The 13,331-nt window shown below is 62.7% G+C and carries 10 protein-coding genes; all 10 read left to right on the forward strand.

The features are described from left to right. Window positions 1-24 precede the first annotated feature (24 nt). Window positions 25-465 (forward strand): 3-hydroxyacyl-ACP dehydratase FabZ, encoded by a 441-nt coding sequence (gene fabZ, locus PFU01S_RS12745; RefSeq protein WP_023534097.1) that lies wholly within the window; start codon window positions 25-27, stop codon window positions 463-465. After that, window positions 462-1,238, forward strand: coding sequence for an acyl-ACP--UDP-N-acetylglucosamine O-acyltransferase (gene lpxA, locus PFU01S_RS12750; RefSeq protein ID WP_028686883.1), 777 nt, complete (start codon window positions 462-464; stop codon window positions 1,236-1,238). Before fabZ ends, lpxA begins: the two co-directional genes overlap by 4 nt. Window position 1,239: 1 nt before the next feature. Then, entirely contained in the window at window positions 1,240-2,367 is a 1,128-nt protein-coding gene (gene lpxB, locus PFU01S_RS12755; RefSeq protein WP_027913880.1) for a lipid-A-disaccharide synthase, read from the forward strand. Between the two features lies 1 nt (window position 2,368). Continuing rightward, complete coding sequence (gene rnhB / locus PFU01S_RS12760; protein ID WP_027913881.1) at window positions 2,369-2,992, forward strand: ribonuclease HII; 624 nt, start codon at window positions 2,369-2,371, stop codon at window positions 2,990-2,992. 175 nt (window positions 2,993-3,167) lie between these two features. Continuing rightward, a complete protein-coding gene (dnaE, locus tag PFU01S_RS12765) occupies window positions 3,168-6,692 on the forward strand; it encodes a DNA polymerase III subunit alpha (RefSeq protein ID WP_028686882.1) in 3,525 nt (1,174 codons plus the stop codon). Between the two features lie 106 nt (window positions 6,693-6,798). Next, window positions 6,799-7,746 carry an acetyl-CoA carboxylase carboxyltransferase subunit alpha gene (locus PFU01S_RS12770; protein WP_027913883.1) on the forward strand — a complete coding sequence of 316 codons (948 nt, stop codon included), beginning with the start codon at window positions 6,799-6,801 and terminating at the stop codon, window positions 7,744-7,746. 87 nt (window positions 7,747-7,833) lie between these two features. Further along, window positions 7,834-9,117 (forward strand): tRNA lysidine(34) synthetase TilS, encoded by a 1,284-nt coding sequence (tilS, locus tag PFU01S_RS12775; protein ID WP_027913884.1) that lies wholly within the window; start codon window positions 7,834-7,836, stop codon window positions 9,115-9,117. 270 nt (window positions 9,118-9,387) lie between these two features. Beyond that, window positions 9,388-11,016 (forward strand): CTP synthase, encoded by a 1,629-nt coding sequence (gene pyrG, locus PFU01S_RS12780; RefSeq protein ID WP_028686881.1) that lies wholly within the window; start codon window positions 9,388-9,390, stop codon window positions 11,014-11,016. A 3-nt stretch (window positions 11,017-11,019) separates the two neighbouring features. After that, window positions 11,020-11,865: a 3-deoxy-8-phosphooctulonate synthase gene (gene kdsA, locus PFU01S_RS12785; protein ID WP_028686880.1), complete on the forward strand. Its 846-nt coding sequence runs from the start codon at window positions 11,020-11,022 to the stop codon at window positions 11,863-11,865. 152 nt (window positions 11,866-12,017) lie between these two features. Further along, the gene (gene eno, locus PFU01S_RS12790) at window positions 12,018-13,307 is read left to right on the forward strand and encodes a phosphopyruvate hydratase (protein ID WP_023534096.1); all 1,290 of its coding nucleotides are present in this window, start codon (window positions 12,018-12,020) and stop codon (window positions 13,305-13,307) included. Window positions 13,308-13,331 lie beyond the last annotated feature (24 nt).

The following is a 13,331-nucleotide window of genomic DNA, read 5'->3' on the forward strand; positions in this document are numbered from 1 at the left end:
TCTTATACAGGCTTCCCCCCCGAAATGATGGACATCAACGAGATTCGCGAATACCTGCCTCACCGTTACCCGTTCCTGCTAGTGGACCGCGTGACGGATCTGGATTACGAGGCCCAGAGCATTCGTGCCTACAAGAATGTCAGCATCAACGAGCCGTTCTTCAACGGTCACTTCCCGGCGCACCCCATCATGCCCGGCGTCCTGATCATCGAAGCCATGGCCCAGGCGGCCGGCATCCTCGGTTTCAAGATGCTCGATGCCAAGCCTGCCGACGGCACCTTGTACTACTTCGTAGGCTCCGACAAGCTGCGTTTCCGTCAGCCGGTGCTGCCGGGTGACCAGCTGGTGCTGGAAGCGAAGTTCCTGAGCCGCAAAAGCATGATCTGGAAATTCGAATGCCGTGCCCTGGTCGACGGCAAGGCAGTATGCTCGGCCGAAATCACCTGTGCGGAACGCTCCCTATGAATTCGATTGATCCTCGGGCCATCATCGACCCTTCGGCCAAGCTGGCCGAAGGCGTCGAGGTGGGCCCTTGGTCGATCGTTGGCCCCGATGTCGAAATCGGGGAGGGCACCCTCATCGGCCCACACGTTGTGCTCAAGGGGCCGACCCGGATCGGCAAGCACAACCGTATCTTTCAGTTTTCCTCGATTGGCGAAGACACCCCGGACCTCAAGTACAAGGGTGAGCCCACCCGCCTGGTGATCGGCGATCACAACGTCATCCGTGAAGGCGTCACGATCCACCGCGGTACCGTGCAGGATCGCGCCGAAACCACCGTCGGCGACCATAACCTGATCATGGCCTATGCCCACATTGGCCATGACAGCGTGATCGGCAGCCACTGCATTCTGGTCAACAACACTGCGCTGGCGGGCCATGTGCATGTGGGCGACTGGGCGATCCTGTCCGGGTTCACCCTGGTGCACCAGTATTGCCACATCGGCGCCCATGCGTTTTCTGGCATGGGCACGGCCATCGGCAAGGACGTACCCGCGTTCGTCACCGTTTTCGGCAGCCCCGCCGAAGCGCGCAGCATGAACTTCGAAGGCATGCGCCGCCGTGGTTTCAGCGACGAGGTCATCCATGTGCTGCGTCGCTGCTACAAGATCGTCTACCGCCAGGGCCTGACGGTGGAGGATGCATTGCGCGAACTCGAAGCGCCGGCGGCGCAGCATCCCGAGGTCGAGCTGTTCCGCCAGTCGATCGTGAGTTCGGCCCGCGGCATCACTCGCTGACATGGCCCAGCTCTGCGTAGCCCTGGTCGCCGGTGAAGCCAGCGGCGACATCCTCGGTTCCGGCTTGATGCGCGCCTTGAAGGCGCGCCATCCCGATGTGCGCTTCATCGGTGTCGGTGGCCCGCTCATGGAGGCCGAAGGCCTGCAATCCTACTTCCCCATGGAGCGCTTGGCCGTCATGGGGCTGGTCGAGGTGCTCGGTCGCCTGCGTGAATTGCTCAAGCGCCGCAAGCTGCTGGTCCAGACACTCATCGAGCAGAAGCCGGACGTGTTCATCGGTATCGATGCGCCCGACTTTACGCTGGAGATCGAACTCAAACTGCGCCAGGCGGGGATCAAGACCGTCCATTACGTCAGCCCTTCAGTGTGGGCATGGCGGCAAAAGCGCGTGTTGAAGATACGTCAGGGTTGCGACCTGATGCTGACATTGTTGCCGTTCGAGGCCCGCTTCTATGAAGAGCAGGGCGTGCCGGTGCGATTCGTCGGCCACCCGCTGGCCGATACCATTGCCCTGCAGGCGGATCGGCCCGCGGCGCGCGCCGCCCTGGGCCTGGGCGATGGCCCGGTGGTCGCCCTGATGCCAGGCAGCCGTGGGGGCGAAGTCGGGCGCCTGGGTGCGCTGTTCCTGGATGCAGCGCAACGTCTGCAGCAGCAGGTGCCGGGTGTGCGCTTCGTGCTGCCCTGTGCCAACGCCGCTCGCCGCGCGCAGCTCGAGCAAATGCTCGAGGGCCGCAACTTGCCGTTGGCCCTGCTCGATGGCCGCTCGCACGAGGCGCTTGCCGCGTGTGACGCCGTCCTGATCGCATCGGGTACGGCCACCCTGGAAGCGCTGCTGTTCAAGCGACCCATGGTAGTCGCCTACCGCCTGGCGCCGCTTACCTACTGGATACTCAAACGGCTGGTGAAAAGCCCCTACGTGTCCTTGCCCAACCTGCTGGCGCGCCGTGCACTGGTGCCCGAGTTGCTGCAAGACGCCGCGACCAGCGAAGCGCTGGTCGATGCGCTGCTGCCCTTGCTGCGCGACGGTAGCGGGCAAACCGACTCGTTCGACGAGATTCACCGCACGTTGCGCCGGGATGCCTCCAATCAGGCCGCCGACGCCGTGCTGGCCCTGCTGGAGAAACGCTGAGATGCAGTTCGGTCTGGATTTCAACCTGGTCGAAGACTTGGTCGCCGGCGTCGACGAAGTGGGCCGCGGCCCCCTGTGTGGCGACGTGGTGACGGCTGCCGTGATCCTTGACCCAGCACGCCCGATCCTGGGGCTGAACGACTCGAAGAAGCTGACCCAGGCACGCCGTGAGGCCTTGTTCGACGAAATCTGCGACAAGGCCCTGAGCTTTTTCATTGCCCGCGCTGAAGTCGAAGAAATCGATCGCCTCAATATCCTGCATGCCACCATGCTGGCCATGCAGCGCGCGGTGGAAGGCTTGCACATCACCCCGAACATGGCCTTGATCGACGGCAATCGCTGCCCGCAGCTGTCGGTGCCCTCGGCACCGGTCGTGCAGGGGGATGCCAAGGTGCCCGCCATCGCGGCGGCTTCGATCCTGGCCAAGGTGACGCGGGATCGCGAAATGGGCGCCTTCGAGCTGATCTACCCCGGGTACGGCATAGGCGCGCATAAAGGCTACCCGACGCCGGTCCACCTGGAGGCACTGGCACGGCTCGGGCCGACGCCCATTCATCGTCGATCGTTTGCGCCCGTGCGTGCCGCCTGGGGTGTGCGTGAGGCTGTGACCGCCTCGCTGATCTGATACCCAACCCTGCCGTATCCAGGGGCTTGAGGCCCTGTGGGGTCGGGCTGGACCACGTTCCCGGGCATTTGCTCAGGCCGCCCTGCCGTCGCGCAGGGGCAACCGGCCCTCAAAACCCCTGCCCAATTGAGCTACAATCGCGCCCTTGTCGTTAAGCACTGCTACAGGATCATTCATGTCGGTTTCCTTCGTTCACCTGCGCGTCCACTCCGAATTCTCGCTGGTCGACGGTCTGGTCCGGATCAAACCGCTGGCCAAGGCGCTGGCCGGGATGAACATGCCTGCGGTGGCGATCACCGACCAGAGCAACATGTGCTCGCTGGTCAAGTTCTACAAGGCGGCCATGGGGGCGGGCATCAAGCCGATCTGTGGTGCGGACCTGTGGTTGGCCGGTGAAGATGCGCAGGCGCCGCTGTCGCGTATCTGCTTCCTGGCCATGAACCCTCTGGGCTACCGCAACCTGACCGAGTTGCTTTCCCGGGGCTGGACCGAGGGCCAGCGCAATGGCCTGGTCATCATCCAGCGTGACTGGATTGCCGCGGCCAGCGAAGGCCTGATCGCGCTTTCGGCGGGCAAGGAAGGCGACATCGGCATGGCGTTGCTGGGGGGGCGTAGTGAGGAGGCGCAAGCGCTGCTCGAGGACTGGATGGCCATGTTCCCCGAGCGCTTTTATGTCGAAGTCCAGCGCACCAGTCGCCCCAGGGACGAAGAGTATGTGCATGCCGCCGTGGCCCTCGCCGATCGGCTGGGTGCGCCGCTGGTGGCCACCAACGATGTGCGTTTCATCAAACAGACCGATTTCGACGCCCACGAAACCCGTGTATGCATCGGTGAAGGCTGGACGCTGGACGATCCGCGTCGCCCGCGCCTGTACAGCGACCAGCAATACCTGAAATCGGCCGAGGAAATGGCCGAGCTGTTCAGCGACCTGCCGGACGCCCTGGCCAACACCGTCGAAATCGCCAAGCGCTGCAATATCCAGGTGCAACTGGGCAAGTACTTCCTGCCTGACTTCCCCACGCCCAATGGCATGGGGATCGACGATTACCTGCGGCACGTGTCCCACGAAGGGCTGGAAGAGCGCCTGGCGGTGCTGTGGCCTAAAGAGACCACGCCCGACTACGAGCAAAAGCGCCAGGTCTACCTCGATCGGCTGAAGTTCGAGCTGGATATCATCATCCAGATGGGCTTCCCCGGTTACTTCCTGATCGTGATGGACTTCATCAAGTGGGCCAAGAACAACGGCGTACCGGTGGGACCTGGCCGAGGCTCGGGTGCAGGCTCGCTGGTGGCCTATGTGCTCAAGATCACCGACCTCGACCCGCTGGCCTACGACCTGCTGTTCGAGCGCTTCCTGAACCCTGAGCGGGTGTCCATGCCCGACTTCGACGTCGACTTCTGCATGGACGGCCGGGACCGGGTCATCGACTACGTGGCAGAGGCCTACGGGCGTAATGCCGTGAGCCAGATCATTACCTTTGGCACCATGGCGGCCAAGGCCGTGGTGCGCGACGTGGCACGCGTGCAAGGCAAGTCCTACGGCCTGGCCGATCGTCTGTCGAAGATGATTCCGTTCGAAGTGGGCATGACCCTGGAGAAGGCCTACGAGCAGGAAGAAATCCTGCGCGACTTCCTCAAGGGTGACGAGGACGCTCGCGAAATCTGGGACATGGCCCTGAAGCTCGAAGGCGTCACGCGCGGTACCGGCAAGCACGCCGGTGGCGTGGTCATTGCGCCGACCAAGCTTACTGATTTCTCGCCCATCGCCTGCGACGAAGAAGGCGGTGGCCTGATCACCCAGTTCGACAAGGACGACGTGGAGGCGGCGGGCCTTGTGAAGTTCGACTTCCTGGGCCTGCGCACCCTGACCATCATCAAGTGGGCGATGGAGATCATCAACCGTGAGCAGGCCAAGAAAGACCTGCCCGACCTGAACATCGACTTCATCCCGCTCGATGACCGCAAGACCTACGAGCTGTTGCAGAAGGCCGAAACCACAGCGGTGTTCCAGCTCGAATCGCGCGGCATGAAAGAGCTGATCAAGAAGCTCAAGCCCGACTGCCTCGAAGATCTCATCGCCTTGGTGGCGCTGTTCCGCCCCGGCCCGCTGCAGTCGGGCATGGTGGACGACTTCATCAACCGCAAGCACGGACGTGCCGAGCTGGCCTACCCGCATCCGGACTATCAGTATGACGGCTTGCAGCCGGTGCTGGCGCCGACCTACGGCATCATCCTGTATCAGGAGCAGGTGATGCAGATCGCCCAGGTGATGGCGGGGTACACCTTGGGTGGCGCCGACATGCTGCGTCGGGCAATGGGCAAGAAGAAGCCCGAGGAAATGGCCAAGCAGCGCGGCGGTTTCATTGAAGGCTGTGCCAATAATGGAATCGATGGGGATCTTGCGGGCAACATCTTCGACCTGGTAGAGAAGTTCGCAGGTTACGGCTTCAACAAGTCTCACTCGGCCGCCTATGGCCTGGTGTCCTACCAGACAGCCTGGCTCAAGACCCACCACCCGGCACCGTTCATGGCCGCGGTGTTGTCGGCGGACATGCACAACACCGACAAGGTGGTGGTGCTGGTCGAGGAAGTGCGCACCATGAAGTTGCGTCTGGACGCGCCAGATGTGAACTTCTCGGACTTCAAGTTCACCGTCAACGACGATGGCCGCATTGTGTATGGCCTCGGCGCCATCAAGGGCGTGGGTGAGGGGCCTGTGGAGGCGATCGTCGAGGCCCGTGCCGAGGGCGGCCCGTTCAAGGACCTGTATGACTTCTGCGAGCGTATCGACCTCAAGCGCGTCAACAAGCGCACCCTCGATGCGCTGGTACGCAGTGGCGCGCTGGACCGGCTCGGCCCGCATTTTCATGACGAGATCAAGGCTTACCATGCCCACATCGACATCAACCGGGCCATCCTGCTGGCGGCACTGGGCGATGCCATCAAGGCGGCCGAGCAGACGGCCCGCACGGCCGACAGCGGTCACATCGACCTGTTCGGCGGCATGTTCGACGAGCCGGACGCCGACGTGTATGCCAGTTATCGCAAAGCGCGACCACTGACGCTCAAGGAGCGGCTCAAGGGCGAGAAGGACACGCTGGGGCTTTACCTCACCGGTCACCCGATCGATGAATACGAGGCTGAAATCCGCCGCTTCGCGCGCCAGCGCATCATCGACCTCAAGCCCTCGCGCGAAACCCAGACCATCGCCGGCATGATCATCGCCCTGCGAGTCATGAAGAACAAAAAGGGCGACAAGATGGGGTTCGTCACCCTGGATGACAGGTCTGGCCGCATCGAGGCCTCGCTGTTTGCCGATGCCTATATCACGGCCCAGTCACTGCTGCAGAACGATGCGATGGTGGTGGTCGAAGGGGAGGTCAGCAACGACGATTTCTCAGGCGGCCTGCGGCTGCGGGTCAAGCAGGTGATGACCTTGGAGGATGCCCGTACCAAGCTGGCCGAGAGCCTGCGCCTGAAGGTCGCCCACGAGGCGCTCAAGGGCGATCGCCTCAAGTGGTTGGGTGAGTTGATCACCCGTCACCGCGGCGCCTGCCCGATCACGCTGGAATATACCGGCAGCGATGCCAAGGCCATGCTGCAATTTGGCGACCAGTGGGCCATCGACCCCGCAGACGTGCTGATTCAGACCCTGCGTGACCAGTTCGGACGTGAGAACGTCTTTTTGCAATACCGTTGAGCCGCTCAACATTTAATCTCGACCTGAAGGCGCCTGATCCCTTAAGGTATGGCGCCAAACGGATCAACCGGCCGGCCGCCTGGCCGTAGACCCAAGACGGATGACTATGAACCCGAACTTTCTCGACTTCGAACAGCCGATTGCCGACCTGCAAGCCAAGATCGAAGGCCTGCGCCTGGTAGGCAACGACAATTCGCTGAACATCAGCGATGAAATTGCCCGTCTGCAAGACAAGAGCAATACCCTGACCGAAAGCATCTTCGGCAACCTGACCAGCTGGCAGATCGCTCGCCTGGCACGTCACCCGCGTCGTCCCTATACCCTGGACTACCTGCAGCACATCTTCACCGAATTCGAAGAACTGCACGGCGATCGCCACTTCTCCGACGATGCTGCCATCGTTGGCGGTACCGCACGCCTGGACGGCAAGCCGGTCATGGTCATCGGGCACCAGAAGGGCCGCGAAGTGCGGGAGAAGGTTCGCCGTAACTTCGGCATGCCGCGCCCTGAGGGCTACCGCAAGGCGTGCCGTCTGATGGAAATGGCCGAGCGTTTCCGCATGCCGATTCTGACCTTCATCGACACGCCGGGTGCCTATCCAGGTATCGACGCCGAAGAGCGTAACCAGAGCGAGGCCATCGCCTGGAACCTGCGCGTGATGGCGCGCCTGAAGACGCCAATCATCGCTACGGTGATCGGTGAAGGCGGGTCGGGCGGCGCGCTGGCCATCGGCGTGTGCGACCAGCTGAACATGCTGCAGTACTCCACCTACTCGGTCATCTCGCCCGAAGGCTGCGCTTCGATCCTGTGGAAGACGGCCGACAAGGCTGCCGATGCCGCCGAGGCCATGGGCATCACGGCTGAGCGCCTCAAGAGCCTGGACATCGTCGACAAGGTTATCCCGGAGCCACTGGGTGGCGCTCACCGTGACCCTGCCGCCATGTCCGAAAGCATCCGCGCCGAGCTGGTGCAGCAGTTGGACATGCTCAGCGGGTTGGACCACGACGCACTGCTGGCTCGCCGTTACGATCGTCTGATGAGCTACGGCGTCTGATCGCCTTCGGGGCCGTCTGTCGGCCCCTCGGGTGAGCCTGGAACCCAGGCTCACCCGCATCCGTCACTCAGGTTGATGGAAGCCTTGATGATTGATCCCGCCCCCTGGCTTTGCGCCCGCACCTGGTACGTCGCCCTCTCTGGCGGCCTGGACTCCACCGTTCTGCTGCACTGGCTCGCCGCCTACGCCCGCAGCCATCGTGCACCGCCGCTGCGCGCGATTCACATCCAGCATGGCCTGCAACCGGTCGCGCAGGCGTGGCCTGCCCATTGCCAACGCGTCTGCGATGACCTGGGCATCGAGCTGCAGGTCATCGAGGTCGACGTCGCCCCGGGCCCGAGCCTGGAGCAGGCTGCCCGCCATGCCCGTTACGCCGCCTTCGAGCGGGTGTTGGCGGCAGATGACATGCTGTTCACTGGCCAGCACCGCGACGACCAGGCTGAAACGCTGCTGTTTCGCCTGCTGCGGGGCGCGGGGTTGCGCGGCCTGGCGGCGATGCCGAGGGAGCGGGCGATGGGGCAGGGCAGGCTGGTCAGGCCTTTGCTCGGTTGCTCCCGGCGACAGTTGCAACACTATGCACAGGCGCACGCGTTGGGCTGGGTCGAGGACCCTTCGAATGCCGACACCCGGTTTGCCCGCAACTATCTGCGCAGGGAGGTTCTGCCGTCCCTTCGGCAGCGCTGGCCGCACGCCGGGCAGAGCCTGGCCCGTGCCGCCGACCACCTGGGCGAAGCCCTGAGCCTGCTGGACGAGCTGGCCGAGAGCGACCTGGCGCCGGTACGCCAAAATGCCCCTGCTGTTTGGCCTGGACTCGATTCGCTGGACCTGGCCGGCCTGCTCGCGCTTTCACCTGCACGCCAACGCAATGCGTTGCAGTATTGGCTCAGCCACCGAACCCGCTTGCCCGACACGCGCCACTGGGCCGGCTGGGCGGACCTGCGCGACGCCGCTGGCGATGCCTGCCCCGTGTGGCAACTGAGCGATGGCCAACTGGTGCGCAGCCAAGGGCGCATCTGGTGGCTGAGCGGCGACTGGTTGCAAACGCCGCGTCAGGCCATGGCTTGGGAAAACGCCGATGAGCCGTTGGCCTTGCCGGGCAACGGCAGTGTGCGACTTGTTGGCGCAGGCTCGCTGACGGGCCTGCGTATCGGCTACCGTCAGGGCGGGGAGTGGCTGGACATCCCAGGACGCGGGCGGCGTGATCTCAAGCGCCTGCTCAATGAGCTGCAAGTGCCGCATTTTCTGCGCATGCGCCTGCCTCTGCTTTTCCAAGGTGAGCGGCTGCTGGCGGTGGCCAACCTGCCCAGTTTGGCTCAGGGGGATTACCGGCTGCATTGGCAGTTGCCGACGCGCGCGCAAGGTTTGAGCTAGTGGGTACATTCGGGTAGACTACCCTCCCTTCTTGATACAGCTTCTGTGGGTTCCGCGAAAACACAGGAGTTGCCGATTACCAAGCAGTTTTTTGCTGGGCTGATTCTTAGAAATGACGAGCGAGCGCCCTGCCAGGGTTACCCCTGGTCTGTACACACGCGGCAGTTTTTCGAGATGCACTGTGATTGACGCAGGTGATCGGGGGCGTTTGCCCTCCTTCGCTATCTCCGGCGGCGCTGGCCGCTTTAACGCAGACTTCTAGGGTTTTTCATGACGCGCTACATATTCGTCACGGGCGGTGTTGTTTCTTCATTGGGGAAAGGCATTGCCTCGGCTTCCCTGGCGGCCATCCTGGAGGCGCGGGGCCTGAAGGTCACCATGCTCAAGCTGGATCCGTACATCAACGTCGACCCAGGCACCATGAGCCCGTTCCAGCACGGTGAAGTATTCGTCACCCAGGATGGCGCCGAGACCGACCTGGACCTGGGCCACTACGAGCGGTTCATCCGCACCACCATGACCCAGAACAACAACTTCACCACCGGCCGCGTCTACGAGCACGTGCTGCGCAAGGAACGCCGTGGTGACTACCTGGGCGCGACCATCCAGGTCATCCCGCACATCACCGATGAAATCAAGCGCCGCATCATCAAGGGTGCAGGCGATGCCGACGTGGCCCTAGTCGAGATCGGCGGCACCGTGGGCGACATCGAGTCCCAGCCGTTCCTCGAAGCCATTCGCCAACTGCGCGTGGAAGTGGGTTCCAAGCGCGCGATGCTGATGCACCTGACGCTGGTGCCTTACATCGCCACCGCCGGTGAAACCAAGACCAAGCCGACCCAGCACTCGGTCAAGGAGCTGCGCTCCATCGGCCTGCAGCCTGACGTGCTGATCTGCCGCTCCGACCACCCTGTCGATGCATCGTCGCGCCGCAAGATCGCGTTGTTCACCAACGTTGAAGAGCGCGCGGTGATTTCGCTGGAAGACGTCGACACCATCTACAAGATTCCAGGTGTCTTGCACGCCCAGGGTCTGGACGACTTCGTCGTCGAGCGTTTCGGCATGCAGTGCAGCAGTGCCGACCTGTCCGAGTGGGACAAGGTGGTTGACGCCAAGCTCAACCCGGAGCATGAAGTCACCATCGCCATGGTCGGCAAGTACATGGAGCTGCTCGATGCGTACAAGTCGCTGATCGAAGCGATGAGCCACGCGGGCATCACCAACCGCACCAAGGTCAACCTGCGCTACATCGATTCCGAAGACATCGAGAACCAGGGCACCAGCCTGCTCCAGGGCGCCGATGCCATCCTGGTACCCGGTGGTTTCGGCCTGCGCGGTGTCGAAGGCAAGATCACGGCGGTGCAATACGCCCGTGAGAACAAGGTGCCGTACCTGGGTATCTGCCTGGGCATGCAAGTGGCGGTCATCGAGTTCGCCCGTAACGTGATGGGCTGGAGCGACGCCAACTCCACCGAGTTTGATCGCGACAGCGGCCACCCTGTCGTCGGTCTGATCACCGAGTGGGCCGATGCCACCGGCGCGGTCGAAACCCGTAGCGAGGCGTCGGACCTGGGCGGCACCATGCGCCTGGGCGCCCAGGACTGCCAGCTGGCTGCCGGTTCCAACGTGCATGCGTGCTATGGCAAGGACATCATCACCGAGCGTCACCGTCACCGCTACGAAGTGAACAACAACCTGCTGCCGCAGCTGGTGGACGCAGGCCTGGTGGTTTCCGGTCGTTCCGAAGACGGTGCCCTGGTCGAGGTGGTGGAGTCCAAGGACCACCCGTGGTTCGTCGCCTGCCAGTTCCACCCGGAGTTCACCTCCACCCCACGCGATGGCCACCCGCTGTTCAGTGGCTTCGTCAAGGCGGCGCTCGCCCAGAAGAACAAGGCCTGACCCATGCCCCAGAAGATCATCCGCGTCGGTCACATCGATATCGCCAACGACAAGCCATTCGTCCTGTTCGGTGGCATGAACGTTCTGGAGTCCCGCGACCTGGCCATGAAGGTGTGCGAAGAATACGTGCGGGTTACCGAAAAGCTCGGTATCCCGTATGTGTTCAAGGCCAGCTTCGACAAGGCCAATCGGTCCTCGGTCACTTCCTACCGCGGCCCTGGCCTGGAAGAGGGCCTGAAGATCTTCGAGGAGATCAAGCGCACCTACAACGTGCCGGTGATCACCGATGTGCACGAGCCCTACCAGGCCGAGCCGGTGGCCAAGGTCTGCGACATCATCCAGTTGCCGGCTTTCCTGTCGCGCCAGACCGACCTGGTGGTGGCGATGGCCAAGACCGGCGCGGTGATCAATATCAAGAAGGCTCAGTTCCTCGCACCCCAGGAGATGAAACACATCCTGACCAAGTGCGAGGAAGCCGGTAATGACCAATTGATCCTGTGCGAGCGTGGTTCGAGCTTCGGTTACAACAATCTGGTCGTGGACATGCTCGGCTTCGGTGTCATGAAGCAGTTCGAGTACCCGGTGTTCTTCGACGTGACCCATGCCCTGCAGATGCCGGGTGGTCGTGCCGACTCCGCAGGCGGGCGCCGCGCTCAGGTGACCGACCTGGCCAAGGCCGGCATGAGCCAGGGGCTGGCAGGGTTGTTCCTCGAAGCTCACCCCGATCCGGACAACGCCAAGTGCGACGGCCCGTGTGCCTTGCGCCTGGACAGGCTGGAGCCGTTCCTGGCTCAGCTCAAGCAACTGGATGACCTGGTGAAAAGTTTTCCGACGGTAGAAACCGCGTAAAGCACTTTTCTCGGGTAAAGTACCGTCCGATTCACCCCTGACCACTCGGTCAGGGGCTCCCTTCGCCGGGCCTGCCTCTGCATCCTCGTCCGGTGAACGGCAAGAATTTTCTAAGCTGCGTTGTTTTCGTCAATTCTGGAGTGCTTACAACAATGGCAAAAATCGTCGACATCAAAGGTCGTGAAGTTCTCGATTCACGTGGCAACCCCACCGTGGAAGCCGATGTACTGCTCGACAACGGCATCATCGGCAGCGCCTGCGCGCCGTCCGGTGCTTCCACCGGCTCGCGCGAAGCGCTGGAGCTGCGTGATGGCGACAAGAGCCGTTACTTGGGCAAGGGTGTGCTGAAGGCTGTCGCCAACATCAATGGCCCAATCCGCGACCTGCTGCTGGGCAAGGACCCTTCCGACCAGAAGGCCCTGGACCACGCCATGATCGAGCTGGACGGTACCGAGAACAAGGCCAAGCTGGGCGCCAACGCCATCCTGGCCGTGTCCCTGGCGGCTGCCAAAGCGGCAGCCCAGGATCAGGACCTGCCCCTGTACGCCCACATTGCCAACCTCAACGGCACTCCAGGCCAGTACTCGATGCCGGTACCCATGATGAATATCATCAACGGTGGCGAGCATGCCGACAACAACGTCGATATCCAGGAGTTCATGGTTCAGCCAGTGGGCGCCAAGACCTTCTCCGACGGCCTGCGCATGGGGACCGAGATCTTCCATCACCTCAAGGCCGTGCTCAAGGCCCGTGGCCTGAACACTGCCGTGGGTGACGAAGGCGGTTTCGCCCCTAACCTGGCCTCCAACGAAGACGCCCTTGGCGCCATCGCCGAAGCCGTCGAGAAAGCCGGCTACAAACTGGGCACCGACGTGACCCTGGCCCTGGACTGCGCCGCCTCCGAGTTTTATGAAAACGGCAAGTACAACCTGTCCGGCGAAGGCAAGTCGTTCGACGCCGAAGGCTTTGCCGACTACCTCAAAGGCCTGACCGAGCGCTTCCCGATCATTTCGATCGAAGATGGCCTGGACGAGTCCGATTGGGCTGGCTGGAAGATCCTCACTGACAAGATCGGCGAGAAGGTGCAACTGGTCGGTGACGACCTGTTCGTGACCAATACCAAGATCCTCAAGGAAGGCATCGAGAAGGGCATCGGTAACTCGATTCTGATCAAGTTCAACCAGATCGGCTCGCTGACCGAGACCCTGGAAGCCATCCAGATGGCCAAGGCTGCCGGTTACACCGCCGTGATCTCCCACCGCTCGGGTGAAACCGAAGACTCCACCATCGCCGACCTGGCTGTGGGTACTGCGGCCGGTCAGATCAAGACGGGTTCGCTGTGCCGCTCCGACCGCGTGTCGAAGTACAACCAATTGCTGCGCATCGAAGAGCAACTGGGTGCCAAGGCGGTTTACCGTGGCCGTACCGAGTTTCGCGGCTAAGCAAGAGATGGTAAAAAGACAGCA

The sequence above is a fragment of the Pseudomonas fulva NBRC 16637 = DSM 17717 genome, from assembly GCF_000730565.1.
In the GTDB taxonomy this organism is placed as follows: domain Bacteria; phylum Pseudomonadota; class Gammaproteobacteria; order Pseudomonadales; family Pseudomonadaceae; genus Aquipseudomonas; species Aquipseudomonas fulva.